The sequence below is a fragment of the Rhodococcus yananensis genome, assembly GCF_020515525.1.
GTDB classification, from domain to species: Bacteria; Actinomycetota; Actinomycetes; order Mycobacteriales; family Mycobacteriaceae; genus Rhodococcus; species Rhodococcus yananensis.
Genome location: NZ_JAIYEP010000059.1, coordinates 1 through 19,951, shown reverse-complemented (window position 1 = coordinate 19,951; position 19,951 = coordinate 1). Strand labels below are relative to the sequence as shown.

General features: G+C 69.3%; 17 protein-coding genes and 1 tRNA gene. 15 read left to right on the top strand and 3 right to left on the bottom strand.

The window, feature by feature from the left end; all coding sequences use genetic code 11:
- The first annotated feature begins 238 nt into the window (after nucleotides 1-238).
- Entirely contained in the window at nucleotides 239-1,528 is a 1,290-nt protein-coding gene (locus LDQ05_RS14500) for an MFS transporter (protein WP_226437671.1), read from the top strand.
- A gap of 88 nt (nucleotides 1,529-1,616) precedes the next feature.
- Here the strand turns inward: LDQ05_RS14500 and acs are convergent, their stop codons facing one another.
- Nucleotides 1,617-3,554: an acetate--CoA ligase gene (gene acs / locus LDQ05_RS14495; protein WP_226437661.1), complete on the bottom strand. Its 1,938-nt coding sequence runs from the start codon at nucleotides 3,552-3,554 to the stop codon at nucleotides 1,617-1,619.
- 200 nt (nucleotides 3,555-3,754) lie between these two features.
- On the opposite strand from acs, the gene LDQ05_RS14490 reads away from it, so the two are divergent.
- Nucleotides 3,755-4,510, top strand: coding sequence for a Fic family protein (locus tag LDQ05_RS14490; protein ID WP_226437660.1), 756 nt, complete (start codon nucleotides 3,755-3,757; stop codon nucleotides 4,508-4,510).
- 473 nt (nucleotides 4,511-4,983) lie between these two features.
- On the opposite strand, the gene LDQ05_RS14485 is transcribed toward LDQ05_RS14490, so the two are convergent.
- The gene (locus tag LDQ05_RS14485) at nucleotides 4,984-5,799 is read right to left on the bottom strand and encodes an HAD-IB family hydrolase (protein ID WP_372461120.1); all 816 of its coding nucleotides are present in this window, start codon (nucleotides 5,797-5,799) and stop codon (nucleotides 4,984-4,986) included.
- 458 nt (nucleotides 5,800-6,257) lie between these two features.
- On the opposite strand from LDQ05_RS14485, the gene ssd reads away from it, so the two are divergent.
- The 7 genes from ssd to LDQ05_RS14450 all read left to right on the top strand — a co-directional run bounded on the left by ssd (nucleotide 6,258) and on the right by LDQ05_RS14450 (nucleotide 10,870).
- Nucleotides 6,258-7,319: a septum site-determining protein Ssd gene (ssd, locus tag LDQ05_RS14480; RefSeq protein ID WP_226437658.1), complete on the top strand. Its 1,062-nt coding sequence runs from the start codon at nucleotides 6,258-6,260 to the stop codon at nucleotides 7,317-7,319.
- Nucleotides 7,316-8,503: a TadA family conjugal transfer-associated ATPase gene (locus LDQ05_RS14475; protein WP_226437657.1), complete on the top strand. Its 1,188-nt coding sequence runs from the start codon at nucleotides 7,316-7,318 to the stop codon at nucleotides 8,501-8,503. Before ssd ends, LDQ05_RS14475 begins: the two co-directional genes overlap by 4 nt.
- The gene (locus tag LDQ05_RS14470; RefSeq protein WP_226437656.1) at nucleotides 8,500-9,318 is read left to right on the top strand and encodes a type II secretion system F family protein; all 819 of its coding nucleotides are present in this window, start codon (nucleotides 8,500-8,502) and stop codon (nucleotides 9,316-9,318) included. The genes LDQ05_RS14475 and LDQ05_RS14470 overlap by 4 nt, the downstream gene beginning before the upstream one ends.
- 2 nt (nucleotides 9,319-9,320) lie before the next feature.
- Nucleotides 9,321-9,902, top strand: coding sequence for a type II secretion system F family protein (locus LDQ05_RS14465; RefSeq protein ID WP_372461123.1), 582 nt, complete (start codon nucleotides 9,321-9,323; stop codon nucleotides 9,900-9,902).
- Nucleotides 9,903-9,973: 71 nt separating this feature from the next.
- Entirely contained in the window at nucleotides 9,974-10,165 is a 192-nt protein-coding gene (locus tag LDQ05_RS14460) for a DUF4244 domain-containing protein (RefSeq protein ID WP_372461122.1), read from the top strand.
- The gene (locus LDQ05_RS14455; RefSeq protein ID WP_226437654.1) at nucleotides 10,165-10,533 is read left to right on the top strand and encodes a TadE family type IV pilus minor pilin; all 369 of its coding nucleotides are present in this window, start codon (nucleotides 10,165-10,167) and stop codon (nucleotides 10,531-10,533) included. The genes LDQ05_RS14460 and LDQ05_RS14455 overlap by 1 nt, the downstream gene beginning before the upstream one ends.
- Nucleotides 10,505-10,870 carry an Rv3654c family TadE-like protein gene (locus LDQ05_RS14450; protein WP_226437653.1) on the top strand — a complete coding sequence of 122 codons (366 nt, stop codon included), beginning with the start codon at nucleotides 10,505-10,507 and terminating at the stop codon, nucleotides 10,868-10,870. Before LDQ05_RS14455 ends, LDQ05_RS14450 begins: the two co-directional genes overlap by 29 nt.
- A gap of 8 nt (nucleotides 10,871-10,878) precedes the next feature.
- On the opposite strand, the gene sftH is transcribed toward LDQ05_RS14450, so the two are convergent.
- On the bottom strand, nucleotides 10,879-13,227 hold the full coding sequence (gene sftH, locus LDQ05_RS14445; RefSeq protein ID WP_226437652.1) for a DEAD/DEAH box helicase: 2,349 nt from the start codon (nucleotides 13,225-13,227) through the stop codon (nucleotides 10,879-10,881).
- A gap of 347 nt (nucleotides 13,228-13,574) precedes the next feature.
- Here sftH and LDQ05_RS14440 point away from each other — a divergent pair, with 347 nt between their 5' ends.
- The 6 genes from LDQ05_RS14440 (at nucleotide 13,575) to LDQ05_RS14415 (ending at nucleotide 19,593) form a co-directional block, all read left to right on the top strand.
- Nucleotides 13,575-13,778, top strand: a complete 204-nt coding sequence (locus LDQ05_RS14440) for a cold-shock protein (protein ID WP_003935252.1) — start codon at nucleotides 13,575-13,577, stop codon at nucleotides 13,776-13,778.
- A gap of 154 nt (nucleotides 13,779-13,932) precedes the next feature.
- Complete coding sequence (locus tag LDQ05_RS14435; protein WP_226437651.1) at nucleotides 13,933-14,535, top strand: hypothetical protein; 603 nt, start codon at nucleotides 13,933-13,935, stop codon at nucleotides 14,533-14,535.
- An 85-nt stretch (nucleotides 14,536-14,620) separates the two neighbouring features.
- Nucleotides 14,621-17,614, top strand: a complete 2,994-nt coding sequence (gene topA, locus LDQ05_RS14430; RefSeq protein WP_264185068.1) for a type I DNA topoisomerase — start codon at nucleotides 14,621-14,623, stop codon at nucleotides 17,612-17,614.
- 125 nt (nucleotides 17,615-17,739) lie between these two features.
- Entirely contained in the window at nucleotides 17,740-18,927 is a 1,188-nt protein-coding gene (locus LDQ05_RS14425) for a DNA polymerase III subunit delta' (RefSeq protein WP_226437650.1), read from the top strand.
- Nucleotides 18,928-18,989: 62 nt separating this feature from the next.
- A tRNA-Thr gene (locus tag LDQ05_RS14420) sits at nucleotides 18,990-19,065 on the top strand.
- Nucleotides 19,066-19,395: 330 nt separating this feature from the next.
- Nucleotides 19,396-19,593 (top strand): hypothetical protein, encoded by a 198-nt coding sequence (locus LDQ05_RS14415; RefSeq protein WP_226437649.1) that lies wholly within the window; start codon nucleotides 19,396-19,398, stop codon nucleotides 19,591-19,593.
- The last annotated feature ends 358 nt before the right edge of the window (nucleotides 19,594-19,951 follow it).

The following is a 19,951-nucleotide window of genomic DNA, read 5'->3' as shown; positions in this document are numbered from 1 at the left end:
CGAACGTTCGCCGACCAGACTTCCCGGCACACCCGGGGTCGGATTCTAACCCACGAACCACCCCACCGATTTGCTGTAGGTCTGACCTACAGTGTTCACTATCCTACTGATTGGGAATCAAGTCTTATCTTTTGAACGCATTCTTTGGAGTTGCCACGTGAGTACGCCCGTTGCCGTCAAGGGTGACGACGGGGCGACCGTCGCCGGAGTCCCGCGCAGTCGCATCGTCGTCGCCAGCATGGTCGGTACCTCGATCGAGTTCTACGACTTCTACATCTATGCGACGGCCGCCGTGTCGGTCTTCCCCCACCTGTTCTTCCCGTCGGGGAACGACACGACCGCACTGCTGGCGTCCCTGGCGACGTTCGGGATCGCGTTCGTCGCCCGTCCGGTGGGATCGGTGCTGTTCGGTCACTTCGGTGACCGCATCGGCCGCAAGGCGACCCTCGTCGGTTCGCTCCTGACGATGGGTATCGCCACGTTCCTGATCGGCCTGCTGCCCACCTACCATCAGGCCGGGCTCATCGCCCCCGCGTTGCTCGCGCTCATGCGGTTCTGCCAGGGACTGGGGCTCGGCGGCGAATGGTCGGGGGCGGCGCTGCTCGCCACGGAGACGGCGGCCCCCGGCAAACGCGCCTGGGCCGCCATGTGGCCGCAGCTCGGCGCCCCGATCGGATTCATCCTGGCGAACGGCCTGTTCCTGATCATCACGTTGGTGCTCGGCCACGACAACGGCGACCCGGACCTCTCCGGTGCCTTCCTCGAGTGGGGTTGGCGCATTCCGTTCCTGCTCAGCGCGATCATGGTCATCCTCGGTCTCTACGTGCGGTTGAAGCTCGAGGAGACGCCGGTGTTCGCCAAGGCCGTCGCCGACGGCAAGAAGGTCGAGACGCCGCTCGCCGAGGTGTTCCGCAGCAGCTGGCGGCAGCTGATCATCGGAACGTTCGTCATGCTCGCCACCTACACGCTCTTCTACCTGATGACGACGTGGGTGCTCAGCTTCGGGACGGGCAGGACCCCGGCGGAGGGCGGCCACGGTGTCGGCTTCGCGTACTCGGACTTCCTCGTCCTCCAGCTCGTCGCGGTGCTGTTCTTCGCGGGTGCCGTCCCGGTCGCGGGGTGGCTCGCGGATCGTTACGGTCGACGCATCACGTTGCTTGTCGTCACGGGTGCGATCATGGTGTTCGGTCTGTGCTTCTCGGTGCTGCTGTCGGCCGACGGCATGTCGTCGGGCCGGATGCTGGTCTTCCTGATCGTGGGCATGCTCCTGATGGGTCTGACGTTCGGCCCGCAGAGCGCGATCCTGCCCGAACTGTTCCCCACCAACGTCCGGTACACCGGATCGGGGATCGCCTACAACGTCTCGAGCATTCTCGGCGCAGCCGTCGCGCCGTTCATCGCGACGTGGCTCGCCACCACCCACGGTGTGGGCTGGGTCGGGATCTACCTGCTGGTCGCGGCGGCGCTCACGTTCGTTGCGCTGCTGGTGGTGAAGGAGACCCGCGACAAGGAACTCGACGAGGTCTGAATCCCGACACGCATGACGACTCCGGCACGACACGGCGGCGCCCACCCGGAACTCCCGGATGGACGCCGCCGAGTCGTGGGGCCGGCCGTCAGCCGGCGCTGCCGCGGATCGCGTCGAAGACCTTGGGGTCGACCAGGGTGGAGGTGTCGCCCAGCTCTCGACCTTCCGCGACGTCGCGCAACAGACGCCGCATGATCTTGCCCGACCGGGTCTTCGGCAACTCTGGCACGACCGTGATCTGCCGGGGCTTGGCGATCGGGGAGATCTCCACCGCGACGTGCTCGCGCAACTCCTTGATCAACTGATCGCCGGTGTCGGCGACGTGTTCGAGCAGGATCACGAACGCGACGATGCCCTGCCCGGTGGTCTCGTCGGAGGCACCGACCACGGCGGCCTCGGCGATCGACGGGTGCGATACGAGTGCGGACTCGACCTCGGAGGTGGAGATGCGGTGTCCGGAGACATTCATGACGTCGTCGACGCGGCCGAGCACCCACAACGCACCGTCGTCGTCGTACTTGGCGCCGTCCCCGGCGAAGTACCAGCCCTGCTCGGCGTAGCGGGCCCAGTAGGTGTCCCTGTACCGCTCCATGTCGCCCCAGATCCCGCGGAGCATCGACGGCCAGGGCTGGTCGAGGACGAGGTAGCCGTTGCCGCCGTTGCCCAGGGGGTTCGCCTCGTCGTCGACGATCTTCGCGGAGATGCCGGGCAGCGGCGCCATCGCGGAGCCGGGCTTGGTGGCGGTGACCCCCGGCAGCGGGGAGATCATGATCGCGCCGGTCTCGGTCTGCCACCAGGTGTCCACGATGGGGGCCGAGTTCGCTCCGATGACCTCGCGGTACCAACGCCAGGCCTCCGGGTTGATCGGTTCCCCGACACTGCCGAGCAACCGGATCGAGGACAGGTCGTGGGCGTCGGGGATCTCCCGACCCCACTTCATGAACGTGCGGATGAGGGTGGGCGCGGTGTAGTAGATCGACACGCCGTACTTCTCGATGATCTCGAAGTGGCGGTGCTCGTTCGGGGAGTTGGGCGTGCCCTCGTACACGACCTGGGTGACGCCGTTGGCCAGCGGCCCGTACACGATGTAGGAGTGTCCGGTGACCCAGCCGATGTCGGCGGTGCACCAGTACACGTCCTGGCCGGGCTTGTGGTCGAAGACGTAGTGGTGGGTGTACGCGGCCTGGGTGAGATAGCCGCCGGAGGTGTGGACGATGCCCTTGGGCTTTCCGGTGGTGCCGGACGTGTAGAGGATGAACAGGGGGTGTTCGGCGTCGAACGCCTCGGGGGTGTGTGTCGGGGAGGCCTTCTCGACCGTCTCGTGCCACCACAGGTCCCGGCCGTCGGTCCAGTCGACGTCGATGCCGGTGCGGCGGACGACCAGGACGTGTTCGATGGATTCGGCGCCGGTGACGGCCTCGTCGGCGGCGGTCTTCAGGGGCGCGGGGGCACCGCGGCGCCACTGGCCGTCGACGGTGACCAGCAGTTTCGCTTCGGCGTCGTCGATGCGGGAGCGCAGCGCGGTCGCGGAGAAGCCACCGAAGACCACGGAGTGGGTCAGGCCGAGGCGGGCACAGGCGAGCATCGTGATGATCGCTTCGGGGATCATCGGCATGTAGATGGCGACACGGTCGCCGGCCACGAGGCCCAGCTCGGTGAAGGTGTTGGCGGCCCGGGAGACCTCGGCGAGCAGGTCGTTGTAGGTCAGGGACCGGCTGTCGCCGGGTTCGCCTTCGAATGCGATGGCGACGCGGTCACCGTTGCCGGCTTCGACGTGACGGTCGACGCAGTTGTAGGCGACGTTGAGCCTGCCGCCGACGAACCACTTCGCCACGGGTGCATCGGACCAGTCGAGGACCTCGGTGAACGGTGTGGCCCAGTCGAGTCGCTGCGCCTGGGTGGCCCAGAACGCGAGGCGGTCGGCGTCGGCCGCGGCCTGGAGCTCGGGACCGGCGTTGGCGGTCGCGGCGAACTCCGGGCTCGGGGGGAACACCTGCTGTTCGTGGTCCTGGGCTGCGCTCGTCATGATGCGGGGCCTCTTTCCGGTTGACGCAAACATTCTGGCCCCAGTGAGCGTAGTCACCTGTGACGCGGATCGCACCGTTGCATCGGGCTGCAACCTGGTCACTTGCGCCGAAGGGTCGTTCCGGCGCGACGTGTGGTCGGTGGGTGCGGTGAATGGACCTGCCCGAACCGCTGCATCCCGATGGCCGGTACCGTCGGGCCGTGACCGATCCGCTCCAGCCCCTGCTCGATCTTCCCGGCGTGCGTGCCGCGTCCGACCGCGCGCGCGATGCGATCGCCGAGGTCCACCGCCACCGCACCAACCGGCGTGGCTGGCCGAACACCGCAGCGGAGGCGTCGGTCCGGGCCGCGCGTGCGTCCGCCGCGATCGACGGTGGTTCCACCGAACTACCTCCGCCCGGGGAGACCGGAGACCCGATCCTGTCGGGGGCGTTGCGGGTGGCGCAGGCTCTCGACGGCGATGCGTTGGGGATCCAGGTGTCCACGTGGCAGCGGGCACCGCTGCAGGCACTGGCGCGGCTGCATCTGCTGGCAGCGGCCGATCTGGTCGACGATGCGGAACTCCTCGGGCGTCCCCGGTCGGCACCCGGGGTGGCCGAGCGACTCGACGGGCTCGCGCAGCTCGTCACCGGGGGCACGAAGGCGCCGGCTCCGGTGCTGGCGGCGATCGTGCACGGCGAACTCTGCGCGCTCCGTCCGTTCGGGATCGGTGACGGTGTCGTGGCCCGTGCCGCATCGCGGTTGGTGTGCGTCGCCAGCGGACTGGACACCCACAATCTGGGGGTCCCCGAGGTGACGTGGATGCGTCGCCCGCAGGCGTACCGCGACGGGATCGACGGATTCGCGTCGGGCACCGAGGCGGGGGTCGGAAGCTGGGTGATCCGATGCTGCGATGCGTTGGAGGCGGGAGCGCGGGAGGCGATGTCCATCGCCGAGGCATTCGGCGGTGCATCCTGATCCGCTGACGTTCCTGACTCGCGGAAATTACTGACCCGCACCGAAATACCGCGCCGACTCCCGATCGTCGGTGTATGCTGGACCGGGCAGCAAAAGCGGGTGGCCCCGTCGACCTTCGTCGACGTCACCACCCGCCAGCACGGGGGGCCGCGTTACCATGCGTGCAATAGTGGTTGTGTGTCAACGGCCTCGGCGATGATCCGCGTATCGTAGGTTCGTTCCTCGCAACGGGTGCGAGGCGCTCGCCTCACGAAAACCCGGAACTCGCAAGCCCACAACGCTTTCGCCCTTATAGTGGCATTGGCTCCGCGTGGGTACTCGGTTCCCGTGCTGGGAAGACCGGTCGGGAGATCGAACCTTCTCTTCCGATTCGCTCTTGGCCTTCCGTTCTTCCGTAACTCATTTGTACCCCGTGGATTCGGACTCGGCAAGACCCAGTTCCGGAGTGCGACGGAAGGCACGTGGTCGGGTGATCAGGCCCGTCTGCGACCCACCACGTACATGGTCGCGCCGACGAGTGCCACGGTCGCCGACAGTGCCGCCACGAGGGCGGGCAGCGCCCGTTCCGGTCTCCGGAGACTCCGGGCCAACGGGACGGGGCGCTCGAAAGTCATTACCGGCCAGTCGTTCTCGATTGCGTAGCGCCGTAGCGCCCGATCGGGGTTGACCGCGCGGGCGTGTCCGACGGACCTCAGCATCGGTACGTCGGTGATCGAATCCGAGTACGCGTAACCGAGTGCCAGATCGTAGCCGTGGAGCCGCGCCTGGTCTGCGACCGCCGCGGCCTTCGTCTCTCCGAAGCAGTAGAAGTCGAGTTCGCCCGTGTAGCGGCCGTCGACGATGCGCATCCGGCTCCCCACCCCGCGGGTGGCACCGAGGGCCCGCGCGATCGGTGCGACGATCTCCTCCCCGGACGCCGACACGATGATCACGTCGTGCCCCCGGCTGCGATGATCGGCGATCAGATCCCGCGCCTCCGCGAACACCAGCGGCATGACCACCTCGTCGAGGGTCTCCGCCACGATCGACCGGATCTGCTCGACGTCCCACCCCGCGCACATCCGTGCGATGTGCTCCCGCATCCGGTCGACACGATCGTGGTCCGCTGCCGTCAGCACGTACAGCAGCTGCGCGTAGCTGCTCGTGAGCAGCGTCCGGCGATCCAGCAGACCCTCGTGGAAGAAGGGTCTGCTGAACGCGAGGATGCTCGACCGGGCGATGATCGTCTTGTCCAGGTCGAAGAACGCTGCGATGCGTCCGGAGGTCGCGTCCGTCACGAGCACCACCATAGGGCCGGAAGGCTCGCTCGTATGTGTCGCGGTGCCGCTCGTGTCCCCGGTGTGACCTGTGGCCGTTCGGGGCGGTTTCACGACACGGCACACGCGACGACTACTTGAACTTGCAAACAACCTGCATGTCCGGTGTAGTATCTGTGACGCCTGGATTCATCCAGGTCGTGTTCAGCCCGACCCCCCGGGGCTGAACGCCGACGACCCTCGCCTCCTCCCCCCCCTGGCGAGGGTCGTCCTCTCTTCCGATGTGGATTCCGGGGGTCCGGGGCGCCTGCGCCCGATCCGGTCGCCACCCTCGACGGAGCGCGACATTGTGCCCGAGCGTGTCCGGCACACCGTCGCACGGACACCCCGCGGACCCGAGTTGTCCACAGGCCCCCGATTCATCCACAGGACCCGTCGAAACCCGCCTCCGACCCCATTCGACGATCCGTCGGCAGCGCACCCTGGACGCCATGAACGACATCCTCGCGCTCGTCGGCGACGACGCACTGCTCGACGGACTCCGCCGGGTCGCCGCCGCAGCCGACCGCACACTCGGCGAAACCGCGCCGCCCGTGCCCCGCCGCCGGTGGCTGGACGCACCGGTGATCGTCGTCGACAGCGGCACCGCGGTCGCGTGCGCCGACACCCTGCCCCGTCGCGCCGGCATCGTCCTGGTCTGTGCCGGTGCCGCCGGTCTCGCCGACTGGCAGGCCGCAGCCACGATCGGAGCCGAACACGTCCTCGGACTACCCGACGACGAAGTCGAACTGCTCGCCGTCCTCGCGGCGGCGGCCGAACCCTGGCGCGACACCGGCACGGTCATCGCCGTCGTCGGAGGCGCAGGCGGTGCGGGCGCGTCCACCCTGGCCGCGGCACTCGCGTGGACGGCCGCACTCGACCGCGCCGCCACCGCACTGCTCGTCGATGCCGACCCGTTCGGTGCCGGCCTCGACGTCCTCGCCGGCCTCGAGGAGCGTCCCGGCGTCCGGTGGCCCGGACTGACCGTCGACAGCGGCAGAATCTCCGCCCGCGCGCTCCTCGACGCCGTCCCCCGGTGGACCCCGCGACTCGGTGTCCTCTCCGGTGAGCCCGGGTCCGGAGCACCCGGTGCCCCGGCGCTCGCCGCCGTCCTCGATGCCGCACGCGGAGCCGGTGCCACCGTGGTCTGCGACGTCGGCCGGTCCTTCGGCGAACTCGCCGACACCGCCGTCGACGCCGCCGACCTCACCGTGATCGTCACCCAGGCCCGGGTCGGTGCCGCACTGTCCGCTGTGCGGGCGGCCGGTTGGCTCGTCGACCGCACCACCGAGGCCGGCATCGTGGTGCGCGGCCCCGCACCCGGCGGGCTGCGCTCCGTCGACGTCGCCGACGTCACCGGGCTCCCGTTGCTCGCCGCGATGCGTCCGCAGCCGGGACTTGCGGAATCACTCGAACGCGGCGGACTCCGGTTGCGTCGACGGTCGCCGCTGCTCGCCGCCGCAGCCGCCGTGCTCGACACACTCGGCCACGACCCGGTGGGACGCGCGGCATGACCACCGAAACGTCCTCCGTGGTCGGCGCGGCCCTGCTCGACCGGGTCCGCGACCGGCTCGCCGCCGAACCCGGCGAACCCACGCCCGCGCGTGTCGCGGCGGCGCTGCGCGCCGAGGCCGGCGGTGTGCTCGGAGACTCGGATCTCCTCGCGGCTCTGCGCCACCTGCAGACGGAACTCACCGGTGCGGGCCCCCTCGAGGTGTTGCTCGCCGACCCGGACGTCACCGATGTGCTCGTCACCGCACCCGACCGCGTGTGGGTGGACCGCGGTCACGGTCTCGAACCGACCACCGTGACCTTTCCGGACGAAGCCGCCGTGCGCCGGCTCGCTCAGCGCCTCGCCCTGTTCGCGGGGCGCCGCCTCGACGACGCCCAACTCTGGGTCGACGGTCGCCTGCCCGGCCACGGGCAGTTCGGGGTGCGCCTGCACGCGGTGCTCGCACCGGTCGCGCAGGGCGGCACCTGCCTGTCGCTGCGGGTGCTGCGCCCGGCAACGCAGGGGCTCGAGGCGCTCCGCGACCGCGGAGCCGTGGACCCCGACGCATACCGGCTGCTGCTCCGCACCGTCCGGGCCCGCCTGGCGTTCCTCGTCGTCGGTGGAACGGGTGCCGGCAAGACCACGCTCCTGGCCGCGCTGCTCGGCGCGGTCGACCCCGGCGAACGCATCGTGTGCGTGGAGGACGCCGCCGAACTCGTTCCCGACCATCCCCACGTGGTGCGGCTCGTCGCGCGGGCACCCAACGTCGAAGGCGTCGGGGAGGTCACCGTGCGCGACCTCGTCCGGCAGGCCCTTCGGATGCGGCCCGACCGGATCGTCGTCGGAGAGGTACGCGGCGGCGAGGTCGTCGATCTGCTGACCGCCCTCAACACCGGCCACGACGGGGGAGCCGGCACCGTCCACGCGAACGCACCCGACGAGGTACCGGCGCGGCTCGAGGCATTGGCGGCGCTCGGCGGACTCGACCGCGCAGCCCTGCACAGTCAACTGGTCGCTGCCGTCCAGGTGATCCTGCACGTGCACCGAAACCCCGGTGGCGCAAGGAGGCTCGTCGAGATAGGGCTCGTCGAACGTGATCCGTCGGCGGGAGTGGCCGTCGTCCCCGCATGGACCCTCACCGATGGTCCCGGCCCCGGCGCCGCCCGCCTCGAGGCCCTGCTCCAGCGGCGGGAGAACTCGCGATGACCGCACCGATGCTGTGCCTCGCCGCGGCTGTGCTCATCGCACCCGGATCCGGTGCTGCCGAACGGATCACACGGTCACGGATCGGATCGTCGCGAACCGTCCCGGTCGGTGTCGCGCACCGCGATCCGCAACGCGACACCGTACTTGCGGTGGCAGCGGTGACCGCCGCGGTGTTCCTCGGGGCCGGACCGGCCCTCACGACGGCCGTCCTCGCCGCGACCGTGCTGCTGCGCCGCCGACGGAATCGCCGCGTCACCCGGATCGCCGTCGACCGCCGCATGTTGATGACCGGACTCGAATCGGTCGTCGCCGAACTGCGGGTGGGCGCACATCCCGCGGACGCGTGCGACACGGCCTGTCGGGACACGACCGGACCGGCCTCGGACGCATTCCGGAGCGCCGCGGCGCGCGCACGGCTCGGTGGTTCCGCGTCGGAAGGGTTCCGTGCCGCCGCAGCAGGATCCGACCCCTCGGGAATCGGGGAGAGCCTGACGAGGGTGGCCGATGCGTGGTCGGTGTCCGACGAGCACGGACTCGCACTGGCCGAACTCCTCGACGCCGCCCGCGCGGATCTCGCGGCCCGAATGCGCGTGCGCGCCCGCACCGAGGCGGGGCTCGCCGGTGCCCGCGCGACCGCGACGGTGCTGGCCGCGCTCCCCGGGCTCGGCGTGGTCCTCGGTGAACTCATGGGCGCCGACCCGGTGGACGTGCTCCTCGGTGACGGACCCGGAACGATTCTGCTGGTCCTCGGGACGTGCCTGACCTGTGCGGGTCTGCTCTGGAGCGACCACATCGCGGCGCGGGTGGGCAGGTGATCGTGTCGACGATCGGCCCCGCGGTGCCACTGTGTCTCGCCGCCGCGCTGTGTCTGCTGCCGGAGACTGCGTCGCGACGACTGCGTGTCGCGGTCGACACGGTCGCGACACCCGCGTCGACCGCGTCGATCGATGCGCCCGACCCGCACGCCGTCGCCGCATCGTTCGATCTGTTCGCCGCGTGTCTGCGCGCGGGCATGCCCACGGCGGCCGCGGCCGAGGTGGTCGCCGGTTCGGCGCCGACCGAACTGGCGGCGGCGTTGCGACTCGGCGCCGACCGGCTCAAGCTCGGCGCCGACCCCGCGGACGCGTGGGGTGACGTGGACGACGGCCCGCTCGTCGACTTCGCGCGGGCAGCACGCCGTTCCGCGAGATCCGGTGCGCCCCTGTCGGAGAGCGTCGCAGAACTCGCGGTGCGACGTCGAGCGGAGAACGAGGACCGTGTGGCCGCGGACATCGAACGGGCAGGGGTGCTCGTCAGCGGTCCACTCGGGTTGTGTTTTCTGCCGGCATTCGTATGCCTCGGCATCGTGCCGGTCGTTGTCGGCCTCGCCGGGGACGTCCTCGGAGCGGGGTTGCTGTGAGTCGACACGGACCGTCCGTGTCGACAGGGGAAGGGAGGTGGATCGTGTTCATCGGATTCGGTTCCGGAAAGGTGCCGGCGGAGTTCACGCGTCGCATCGTGGGGAGTGTCGTGGACGACGACGGCATGTCCACTGCCGAGTACGCCATCGGCACGATCGCCGCGGCGGCGTTCGGCGCGGTGTTGTACACCGTCGTCACCGGCGACAGCATCGTGTCGGCATTGACCGGCATCGTCGAGCGCGCACTCAACACCTCGGTGTGATGCGGCGGTTGCGGGACGACGCCGGGGGCGTCACCGTCGAGGCGGCGTTCGCGTCGGCGTCGATCGTGGCGGTACTCGTGTTGTGTCTCGGTGCGGTGCTGAGTGTGTCGCATCAGGTGCGATGCCAGGACGCCGCGAGGGAAGCGGCCCGGCTCGCCGCGCGTGGTGACGGGACCCGGGCGGTCGAGGTGGCCGCCCGGGTCGCACCCAGCGGCGCGAGCATCGAGGTACGGACCGACGGTGACCTGGTCGTTGCGACCGTCACCGTCGACGGGCCGCTGCTGCCGATGGTGACGTTGACCGCCGATGCGGTCGCCGCGGTGGAACCGGAGGTGAACGGTGACGCGGTCGTCGGCGACGCGGGGTGACGACCGGGGTGCTGCGAGCATCGTCGGGTGTGCGGTGATGGCGGCGCTCACGGTGGTGGCCGCGCTCGTCGTCCACGCGGGCAGCGTGGTGGCCACCCGGCACCGGGCGCAGGCGGCCGCGGATCTCGCGGCGCTCGCGGTCGCCGCCGCCCTCGACCGCGGTGCGATGTCGGCGTGCACGCGCGCAGACGCGGTCGCCGGGCGAATGCGGGTGCGGGTGGTGCGCTGCGAGATCCGCGGGTGGGATGCGGTGGTCGAGACCGCGGCACCGACGTCGCCGGTGTTCGGTGGACGCGACGCAACAGCGATCGCGCGGGCCGGTCCCGCGCGCGGATGACGACGGGCTCAGCATCCGCCGATCTCGTCGAGTACCGCCGTCAGCAGCGCGAGCGCACCGGCCTTGTCGAGGGGGGCGTTGCCGTTCCCGCACTTGGGGGACTGCACGCACGACGGACATCCCGTGGCGCAGTCGCACGCGGCGACCGCGTCACGGGTGGCGGTGAGCCACTCGGCGATCCGCTCGAAGCCACGTTCGGCGAACCCGGCACCGCCGGGTTGTCCGTCGTGGACGAACACGGTGGGCAACCCGGTGTCGGCGTGCAGATCGGTGGACACGCCGCCGATGTCGCTGCGATCACACGTGGCGATCAGGGGGAGCAACCCGATCGCCGCGTGTTCGGCGGCGTGCAGCGTGCCGGGCACGCGATCGGGGGTGAGTCCGATGCGGTCGAGCACCGCCGGGTCGACGGTGAGCACGACCGCGCGGGTCGGCAGGGTGTGCTCCGGCATGTCGAGTTCGGTTCGGTCGAGGACCTCCCCCGTGGGCAGCCGCCGTAGATAGGCGACCACCCGGTGGGTCACCTCGACGTACGCATACGCGACCGTGACGGCGCCGTGGTCGCGGCGGTCGTCGACGGAGGTCACCGTGATGTCGGTGATCTCCTGCGCCCACGTCGACCAGTCCGGATCCTCGGCGTGGACGAGGGCGACACCGTCGTCGAGGTGCAGTTCGTCGACGATGAAGCTCTCCCCGCGGTGCAGGTGTACCGCACCCGGATGCACGGTGGCGGGTGCGCGTCCGGCTTCGACGGTGCCGAGCATCCGACCGGTGTCACCCTCGACGATCGCCACCTGGTGCCCGATTCCGCCGCGGATGTCGACATCCGAGTGCGGATGCGTGTCGGGTGCGGCGAACCAGCCGCGGGGGCGATGCCGGACCAGGCCGCGTGCGGCGAGGTCGGCGAGCACGTCACGGGCGTCGAACGCGTCGACCTCGGTGTCGGACAGAGGCACCTCGAGGGTGGCGCACAGCAACTGTGGTCCGAGCACGTACGGGTTGGTCGGGTCGATGACGGCCCCTTCGACGGGTCGGTCGAGCAGCGCACCGGGGTGGTGGACCAGGTATGTGTCGAGCGGGTCGTCGCGGGCGACGAGCACGACCAGGGAGCCCTGGCCGCGTCTGCCGGCGCGTCCGGCCTGCTGGCGGAACGAGGCGACGGTGCCGGGAAATCCGGCGACGACCACGGCGTCGAGTCCGGCGATGTCGACCCCGAGTTCGAGTGCGTTGGTGGTGGCGACGCCGAGCAGTCGCCCGTCGTCGAGGGATTCCTCGAGTGCGCGACGATCCTCGGCGAGGTAGCCGGCGCGGTACGCGGCGACACGCTCCACCAGGTCGGGCGCGGCGTCGGCGAGCAGTTCGCGCGCGCCGAGGGCGGTGAGTTCGGCACCGTGCCGGGACCGTACGAACGCGAGGGTGCGCGCGCCTTCGACGACCAGGTCGGCGAGAATCCGGGCGGCTTCGCTGCCCGCGGACCGGCGTACCGGAGCCCCGTGTTCACCGGTGACATCGCGCAGCAGCGGTGGTTCCCACATCGCGACGGTGCCGGGTCCGCGCGGGGAGCCGTCGACGGTCACCTCGCGGCAGGGGGCGCCGATCAGCCGGGTGGCGGCGACACCGGGTTCGGCGGTGGTGGCCGACGCGAGGACGAAGACGGGATCGGAGCCGTGGTGCGCGGCGACGCGGCGCAGTCGGCGCAGCACCAGGGCGACGTGTGATCCGAACACGCCGCGGTAGGCGTGGCACTCGTCGACGACGACGTACCGGAGTCGGCGGAAGAGCCGCGCCCACCGTTCGTGCCCGGGGAGCAGCGCGCGGTGCAGCATGTCGGGGTTGGTGAACACCCAGCGGGAGTGGCTGCGGGCCCAGCGTCGCAGATCGGTCGATGTGTCCCCGTCGTAGGCGCAGGGATGGACCCCGGCCGGTCCGGACTCGGCGGTGAGTTCCGTGACGGCGCGCAGCTGGTCGGCACCGAGAGCCTTCGTCGGCGACAGGTAGAGGGCGGTCGCCTGCGGATCGGTGGCGAGCGCGGTCAGAACCGGTAGCTGGTAGGCGACGGACTTGCCCGACGCGGTGCCGGTGGACACGACCACGTGCCGACCGGATGCGGCGTGGTCGGCGGCTTCGACCTGGTGTGTCCAGGGGCGTCGCACGCCGGCGGCGCGGAGTGCGTCGACGACACTCGGCGCGGCCCAGTCCGGCCAGTCGGCGTGCCGGGCGGGCCGGGCGGGTCGTTCCCGGCTGTGAGTGAGGGGGTGTTCGTCGTCCGGGGTTCCCGCGAGGACCCGGTCGAGCAGGGCGCGTCCGTAGCCCGGGTGCGGGTCGCCGCCGAGGTGGGGCCGGGACGAGCTGGTCACGGGGACTCCGGGGTCGGTTTCGGTGCGGGCCGTGCCCGCCGCGACGTAACATGGGTGCAACGCGTACCCGTGGGTAATGCTACCGACGGGACTTACAAGATCGGATTTTCGGCACGATTGTGCCGTTCCTACTGTTGCGGCCGTCCGGAACGTGATTGACTGACACCGGTCGCAGCTTCTGTGTTCGGTGACTTGAGAAAGTGCACGCTCGCAGGATCGATGGTTGCGAGCGCGGTGCTTTAGCTCTTCCAGTGGGGGACTCGAGAAGTACAGCGGTCGGAACCGGGACCTGGCGGACCGCTCACCGGCGGTTCGTCGAATCCGGTGTAAGAAAGAGAAGGAAAAGCATGGCACAGGGCACTGTGAAGTGGTTCAACGCGGAGAAGGGCTTCGGCTTCATCGCTCCCGAGGACGGCTCCGCCGACGTGTTCGTTCACTACTCCGAGATCCAGGGCAGCGGCTTCCGCACCCTCGAGGAGAACCAGCGCGTCGAGTTCGAGGTCGGCCAGGGCACGAAGGGCCCCCAGGCCACCGGTGTGCGCGCGCTCTGATTCGAGGCGCTCGACACGAGTACCGGGGACTTCGGACCCCACACACTCCACATCGTCCCCTGTCACTGCCGGTGATGGGGGACGATGTGTATTTCGGGCGGCGTCCACCGGTACGAGGCGCCCGCCCGCACCGGGAACGGTGGGAGGTGGAAACGTGAACCATCCGTCCTTCGCCGGCGTCGACTCCGTCCCTCCGGCGCTGCCCGACATCGGCGGTCTCCTCGCCGCACCGGCCACGGTGGCCCTCACCGCGGACGGCGCGGTACTCACCGTGACGGTCGATGCGCCCTGGCGGGCGTCCGAGATCACTCGTCGACTCGGGGCGCTCGGGGTGACCTCGGTCATCACGACCGAACCGGACGGCCTCCGCGTGCACACCGAGCCGGCGGCATCGCTCGTCGCGCTCGTGGACAGGTGGACCCGTGACGGCACCAAACACGTGCCCGACGACTGGGTTCCGGGTCCCGGGGCGCTTCGGCTGTGGTTCGTCGCGTCCGGACACATGGAGGTGGACGGTGTGCGGTACGTCCTCGGCCTCGACCCAGAATCCCCGGCGACCTTTCCGTCCCTGGCACGCGCCCTGATGCGCGCCGGGATCGCACCCACCCTCGTGAGCCCGCACGACGGGAGACCGGGCCTGTGGGTATCGGGTGCGCGCAGGCTCGGGCATCTCGCCGAGCGTCTCGGTGCACCACCGGACGACCCCGCCGCACGCGCGATCTGGCCACACGAACAGCACCCTGAGCGCCACATGTGACGAGCCGCCGGCTCCGGGTGTGCGACCCTGTGTGTGACCGCGTCGGGGGAACAGGTCGGTATACATGTCTTCGGAAGAGCAGGACATGGCAGCGAACAGGGAAGGTTCGGGCGGCACGGTGGCAGCACGGGAGAAGAGCACGTCGGACGACACGTCGGGCACGCGTCGGCTCGTCATCGTCGAATCCCCGACCAAGGCGAAGAAGATCGCGCCCTACCTCGGACGGAACTACGTCGTCGAGGCATCCGTCGGGCACATCCGGGACCTGCCGCGCGGCGCGGCCGACGTCCCCGCGAAGTACAAGGGCGAGTCGTGGGCGCGCCTCGGTGTCGACGTCGACCACGACTTCGAGCCGCTGTACGTGGTCAGCCCGGACAAGAAGTCGAAGGTCACCGAGCTCAAGTCGCTCCTGAAGGACGCCGACGAGCTGTACCTCGCCACCGACCCCGACCGCGAGGGTGAAGCCATCGCCTGGCACCTCCTGGAAACACTCAAACCGAAGGTGCCGGTGCGCCGGATGGTGTTCCACGAGATCACCGAACCGGCCATCCGGGCGGCCGCGGCGAACACCCGTGACCTCGACAACGACCTGGTCGACGCCCAGGAGACACGCCGCATCCTCGACCGGCTGTACGGCTACGAGGTCAGCCCCGTGCTGTGGAAGAAGGTCATGCCGCGCCTGTCCGCAGGCCGCGTGCAGTCCGTCGCCACCCGCGTCATCGTCCGTCGCGAACGCGAACGCATGGCGTTCCGGTCCGCCGAGTACTGGGACATCGCCGCGACGATGGACGCCGGTGCCGACGCGAGCCCCCGGTCGTTCGGTGCACGTCTGGTGTCCGTCGACGGTGCACGTGTCGCAGCGGGCCGCGATTTCGGTCCCGACGGCAAACTGAAATCCACCGGAGTCGTCGTACTCGACGAGGCGTACGCGCGGAGGCTGGCGGAGGCACTCGCCGGTGCCGACCTGACGGTGTCGTCGGCCGAGAGCAAACCGTACACACGCAAGCCGTACGCGCCGTTCATGACGTCGACGCTGCAGCAGGAGGCGGGCCGCAAGCTGCGGTTCTCGTCGGAGCGCACGATGCGCATCGCGCAACGCCTGTACGAGAACGGCTACATCACATACATGCGTACCGACTCGACGACCCTGTCGGAGTCGGCGATCGCTGCGGCCCGGTCGCAGGCCACCCAGTTGTACGGCGCAGAGTACGTGCACGCCACACCCCGCCAGTACACCCGCAAGGTCAAGAACGCGCAGGAAGCCCACGAGGCGATCCGGCCCGCGGGCGACGTCTTCGCCACTCCGGGCGAGTTGCATTCGCGTCTGGACGCCGACGAGTACAGGCTCTACGAACTGATCTGGCAGCGCACGGTCGCCTCGCAGATGGCGGACGCGCGCGGCACCACCCTGACCATTCGGATCACGGGTACCGCGGGGACGGGCGAGAAGTGCACCTTCTCGTCATCGGGCCGCACGATCACCTTCCCGGGGTTCCTCGAGGCGTACGTGGAGAGCGTCGACGAGGAGGCCGGTGGCCAGTCCGACGACGCCGAATCCCGACTGCCGAACCTGGGTGAGGGGGCCGCGGTCACCGCGACGAAACTCGACCCGGACGGGCACTCCACGAACCCGCCGGCCCGCTACACCGAGGCGAGCCTGATCAAGACCCTCGAAGAACTGGGCATCGGCCGGCCGTCGACGTATGCGTCGATCATCAAGACGATCCTCGATCGCGGCTACGTCTACAAGCGCGGTAGCGCGCTGGTTCCGTCATGGGTGGCGTTCGCCGTCATCGGACTGCTCGAGGCGCATTTCGCGCAGCTCGTCGACTACGACTTCACCGCGGGCATGGAGGACGATCTCGACGAGATCGCCGCCGGCCACGAACAACGCAGCGACTGGTTGTCGCGGTTCTACTTCGGTGGCGACCACGGCGCAGAGGATTCGGTGGCCCGCCAGGGCGGACTCAAGAAGCTCGTCGGAGAGAACCTCGAGGACATCGATGCCCGCGAGATCAACTCCATCCGGTTGTTCGACGACGAGCAGGGCCGGGAGATCCACGTTCGGGTGGGCCGGTTCGGCCCCTACCTGGAGCGCATGGTCGTCGACCCCGACGATCCGGACGGCGATCCGATCTCGCAGCGCGCGAACCTCCCCGACGATCTACCGCCCGACGAACTGACTCTCGAATACGCGGAGAAGCTGTTCTCGACTCCGCAGGAAGGTCGGGTGCTGGGCACCAACCCGGTCACCGGCAATCGCATCGTCGCGCGGGAGGGTCGCTTCGGTCCGTACGTGACGGAGTTGCTGCCCGAACCCGAACCCGAGCCGGAACCCGACGTCACGCCCGTACCGGTGGGCGAGGTCGACGGCGTCAACGGCAGCGCGACGACGGCAACGAAGACCGCCGCGAAGAAGGCGGCGAAGAAGGCTCCGGCGAAGAAGGCCGCGAAGAAGGTGGCCGGCCCGAAGCCGCCGACCGCGTCGCTGCTCAAGTCGATGGACATCGCGACCGTCACCCTCGAGGACGCGCTGAAACTGCTCTCGTTGCCGCGCGTCGTCGGTGTCGACCCCGAGAGCGGCAACGAGATCACCGCTCAGAACGGGCGCTACGGCCCGTACCTGAAGAAGGGAACCGATTCGCGATCGCTGGCGACCGAGGAACAGATGTTCACGGTCACGCTCGACGAGGCGCTGAAGATCTACTCCGAGCCGAAACGACGGGGGCGCCAGGCCGCTGCGACACCGCCCCTGCGGGAACTCGGCGTCGATCCCGTCAGCGAGAAGCAGATGGTGATCAAGGACGGCCGATTCGGTCCGTATGTCACCGACGGCGAGACCAACGCGAGCCTGCGAAAGGGCGACGAAGTCGGCACGATCACCGACGAACGCGCGTCCGAACTGCTCGCGGATCGTCGCGCGCGGGGTCCGGCGAAGAAGACCGCCAAGAAGACGGCGGCGAAGAAGACGGCGGCGAAGAAGACGGCGGCGAAGAAGACGGCGGCGAAGAAGACGGCGGCGAAGAAGACGGCGGCGACGGCCAAGAAGGCCGCCGCGAAGAAGGCCACCGACGAGTAGGAGCGGACGCGCAGGACGGGAGAGAACTCCCGGTGCCTGCATCGAGGTGACGAGCCACCGTGCCGAGTCCGGGTCGTTCCGGACACCCGGATGGGTTGTCCGAGCCCGTCGCTACGCTGGGCCCCATGCCGGGTGTCTTCGATCGTCTCGTCGGTCAGCGTGATGTCGAGGCCGAACTCGTTGCCGCTGCAACCGCCGCGCGCACCGGCGAGCCGGGGTCCGCCATGACACATTCGTGGCTGTTCACGGGTCCTCCCGGGTCCGGGAGATCGATCGCGGCGCTGTGCTTCGCAGCGGCACTCCAGTGCACCGATCCCGACATGCCCGGGTGCGGGAGTTGTCATGCCTGCACCACCACGATGGCCGGAACCCACGGGGACGTGCGCCGCGTCGTTCCCGAGGGGCTGACCATCGTCGTCAAGGAGATCCGCGACATCGTGCAGGTCGCGTCCATGCAGCCCACCACCGGACGGTGGCAGGTGGTCGTGGTCGAGGACGCCGACCGGCTCACCGAGGGAGCCGCGAACGCCCTGCTCAAGTCGGTCGAGGAACCGTCCAAGCGCACGGTGTTCCTGCTGTGCGCACCGTCCGTCGATCCGGAGGACATCTCCGTGACGCTGCGGTCGAGGTGTCGGCACATCGGCCTCGTCACCCCTTCCGTCGACGCGATCGCCCGAGTGCTCCGCACCGTGGACGGCATCGACGAGCGCGCGGCGCGGTGGGCAGCGTCCGTCAGCGGCGGTCATGTGGGGAGGGCTCGCCGATTCGCCACCGACGAGACGGCGCGCGAGAACAGGAAACGCGCGCTCGGGCTGGCCTACGACGTCCTTCGTCCCGCGACGACCTACAGCGGGGTGGATGATCTGGGGACGCGTGCCGAGGCCGAGACCGCGGCCGTCAGTGCCGCCCGCGACGAGCGAGAGCTCGAAGAACTGAAGATCGCGCTGGGCGGTGGTGGAACCGGCAAGGGTGCCGCAGGTGCACTCCGCGGATCCGCGGGGATGCTCAAGGAGCTCGAGAAGACACAGAAGACGCGCCGGACCCGCACACAACGCGACATCATGGACCGCGCCCTCGTCGACCTCGCCGGGCTGTACCGCGATGCATTGGCGTGCTCGTTCGGAGCTTCGACGACGCCGAACCACCCGGACATGGCGGAGCGGGCACTCGATCTGGCGTCGCGTACCCGTCCCGAACGGCTTCTCGACTGCATCGAAGCGATCCTCGAATGCCGCGAGGCACTCGACCGCAACGTCAAGCCGAGGTTCGCGCTCGCGGCGATGGCCGCACGTCTCAGCGGGGCTTTTCGCTGATCACCGTGCCGGTTTGCGTCGAGTGGGGGGGTGTCGGCTAGACTTCGGACGCCGAACGGCACGCTGCCTTAGCTCAGTCGGTAGAGCATTTCACTCGTAATGAAAAGGTCGAGAGTTCGATTCTCTCAGGCAGCTCCAACAGGGAAGGCCTCCACCCGAACAGACGGGTGGGGGCCTTCCCCGTTCCCGGACCCGATGCGATCGGGCACGGCGGATCTACGGTGACCGACCCTCTCCTTCCCTCACGCGCTCTCACGCATCGTCGAAACCGATGGGTGATTCGTGGATGATGGAGGCATGTTGATGGAGATCTTCTCCCTGATCCTGATCGTCGGAGCGTTGATCGTGGTCCTTCCGACCGCGATCCGGGTGTTCCGGAACCGCGACGATCGGTGACGGGTCGAGGGCCGCCCGAACCCCCGACAACGAGTCCTCGACAACTCGGGCGCCGGCGACCATGCTCGATACATGAGCGAGTCGCTGAAGGCACGTGTGCGGGACAAGATTCTCCGGCAACGTGGTGAGGACGGCGGGCGACCGGTCGCCGACGCGGAAGGCGACGATCCCCGCCTGATGGATATCCGTGCGGATCTGGCGCTTCTCGATCAGGTCGGCGAGGACGACCCCGTCGTACACCGCCTGGCGGAGAAGTACTGGGTGCCCTGAACGCGCAAAACCAGCATTGACCTGGCGATTTGGTGTTCCGGTTCATCCTCGCGTAACTTATTCCAGGTCAGAGCGACACGGACACCGACCCGGACCGCGAGGTACGGGAAAACGAGGTTGGACGAAGGCGCCGGACGGTTTGAACTGACACGATTCCTTCTGGTAAGGTTTCGCGTCGCCCCTGGATTTGATCCGAAGGCGAGTTTGCGCTCGTGATCGGATCGGTCTAGACTGGAACAGTTGCCCCGGAGCGGTTCGAACATGCGGTTCGGAACGTGATGGTGTGTGCGTGTTCTTTGAGAACTCAACAGTGTGCCGATGAATGTCAGTGCCAATATTATTTGGTGCGACCACCCCA

Bases quoted from the DNA above. Each gene is read 5' to 3' on its own strand.
- LDQ05_RS14485 (WP_372461120.1), bottom strand. From the start codon at position 5,799: ATGGTGGTGCTCGTGACGGACGCGACCTCCGGACGCATCGCAGCGTTC.
- topA (WP_264185068.1), top strand. From the start codon at position 14,621: ATGGCAGCGAACAGGGAAGGTTCGGGCGGCACGGTGGCAGCACGGGAG.
- ssd (WP_226437658.1), top strand. From the start codon at position 6,258: ATGAACGACATCCTCGCGCTCGTCGGCGACGACGCACTGCTCGACGGA.
- LDQ05_RS14455 (WP_226437654.1), top strand. From the start codon at position 10,165: ATGCGGCGGTTGCGGGACGACGCCGGGGGCGTCACCGTCGAGGCGGCG.
- LDQ05_RS14475 (WP_226437657.1), top strand. From the start codon at position 7,316: ATGACCACCGAAACGTCCTCCGTGGTCGGCGCGGCCCTGCTCGACCGG.
- LDQ05_RS14425 (WP_226437650.1), top strand. From the start codon at position 17,740: ATGCCGGGTGTCTTCGATCGTCTCGTCGGTCAGCGTGATGTCGAGGCC.
- LDQ05_RS14500 (WP_226437671.1), top strand. From the start codon at position 239: ATGGTCGGTACCTCGATCGAGTTCTACGACTTCTACATCTATGCGACG.
- acs (WP_226437661.1), bottom strand. From the start codon at position 3,554: ATGACGAGCGCAGCCCAGGACCACGAACAGCAGGTGTTCCCCCCGAGC.
- LDQ05_RS14440 (WP_003935252.1), top strand. From the start codon at position 13,575: ATGGCACAGGGCACTGTGAAGTGGTTCAACGCGGAGAAGGGCTTCGGC.
- LDQ05_RS14470 (WP_226437656.1), top strand. From the start codon at position 8,500: ATGACCGCACCGATGCTGTGCCTCGCCGCGGCTGTGCTCATCGCACCC.
- LDQ05_RS14415 (WP_226437649.1), top strand. From the start codon at position 19,396: ATGAGCGAGTCGCTGAAGGCACGTGTGCGGGACAAGATTCTCCGGCAA.